The organism is Clostridium sp. AM43-3BH (genome assembly GCF_003479985.1).
Lineage (GTDB): Bacteria > Bacillota > Clostridia > Lachnospirales > Lachnospiraceae > Otoolea > Otoolea fessa.
In genome coordinates this window covers 15221-15520 of sequence record NZ_QUIH01000014.1, presented here as the reverse complement: position 1 = coordinate 15520, position 300 = coordinate 15221, and positions in this window count along the sequence as shown.

Sequence of the window (300 nt, the reverse complement as noted above, 5' to 3'; positions counted from 1 at the left end):
TAGCCGGTAAGATACAGGATACTCCACAGATTATCTTCGGAGGAATGGAGGTAATCATAAGTCAGATTTTCCTCCACATGCTGGAATAATCTCTCGGAATCTTTAAGCCAGTAAATATAAGGCTTTCAGATTCCTTTTTTATTAAAATCCCCCACTTTTTTTGTCAAAAACACTTGACAAATCTATCGAAAAATGCGGCGCTTCGCGCCCTTATTTATAAGACATATTTTTTCGATTGGAGGCGATTTTATTTGTTACCTGTTAACTGCTGCAGTCATTCCGACTACCAAAACTTTGTAG